The 1344-nt window shown below is 66.5% G+C and carries 1 protein-coding gene; it reads right to left on the minus strand.

The window, feature by feature from the left end; genetic code table 11:
* Positions 1-1024 precede the first annotated feature (1024 nt).
* The coding region (locus ACSEEN_RS21380) for an MspA family porin (protein WP_440714252.1) at positions 1025-1344 on the minus strand (320 nt) is incomplete at its 5' end.

Here is a 1344-nt window from a genome sequence, read left to right on the forward strand (position 1 = left end):
CGAAGGCGCGGTCACCACTAACTGGAAACGTGCCCTTGAGCAACTCTCACTCGCGTATCCAGACCGTATCAACCATCACCTATAAATCGAATACCTGATCGACTTACACGGAAAAGTTGACAAGCTCACCCCATCTGGGTTGTCCCGGCGAATCTCGAGCACCGGCGTCGCAGCAGACCCCAGACCGCGCCGGCCGGACGAAGATGATCGGACCGCGCGCCTGGCGCCGGGGTAGGCCGCAGCAAGCGCCGCAACAGCCACCGCGACGACCAGCCATACCCATACCGGAGTCGAGCCACCATCAGAAGAAGCGGCCCGAGCACGTACGCCAGGCACCGCACTGTCCGCTGGCAGCACGGTCGTCGGCGACGGCGCCGCAGGCCGCACCGAGCCCCGTGGCGAGGTCGTGGCCACCGGCTCCGCCGACCTGCCGGGCACCGCAGTAGACTCGCCGCGCCATCCAGGCACAGCCACGGGACTACCGCTGATACTCGGGCTCACACCGATCGCCGGCTGCCCCGGCCGCACACCATTCGCATTCTCAGAGCGGCGTGTCGGCGGGTTCAGGCCCGGCCCGCCGCCGCGGCTGTGGTCAGTAGACGCAGCCGCCGAAGCAGACGGTGCCCCACTACTGCTCGGCGGCGCACCGTCATCGACGGTAGGCGGGACCGGAGACGGCAACTGATCGTCGTTCTGCCCACACGTGTACGCCGGACGAGGTACAGGCGCATCATCGATCGAGCGGCCCGGATGCGTCGCCACCCACGCCTGCTTCCACGAACTGTTGTACTGCGCCGTTTCACGCTTGCACCGCTGCGCAGGAGTTTCCGCACCCACACCGCCAGCACCGAGAACACCACCGATAACAACCACCACCACCAAACACACGACGACCCGTGAACCCCACCACCGGGCGGCCCGGCACCTGATGGTCCGGACCGACGTCGCGAGCAAACCAGCGATCAGAGCGCCGCGAGCGGCACTCCTCCCGATACACGAAGTACCCATGTCACGTCGTTCGCGGTCAGATCCGGGAGGTCTTGCCGTAGGCGTAATACACGTACACACCCCTCTCCGAGGTGACCGAGATCTTCGCGAACGGCCGCACCGAGATCGGTCCCAACGCATTCGTCACGTTCACATCGACCCCGGACAACACGATGTCGGCGACCGGCTTGGTCAACGCGATCTCCGCCAGCGTGGCGGTGGTGATCTTCCCCGCCCCGACCGTGAACTCCAGATCCGCCGCCGGGATCACCGTCGCCTCCGCGCCCAGCTCACCGCCGACCTCACCCAGCGAACCACCGCCACCGGTACCGCTCACCGTCACGTTCGGCGAGAACT

This window comes from Gordonia marina (assembly GCF_052036135.1).
Classification (GTDB): domain Bacteria; phylum Actinomycetota; class Actinomycetes; order Mycobacteriales; family Mycobacteriaceae; genus Gordonia.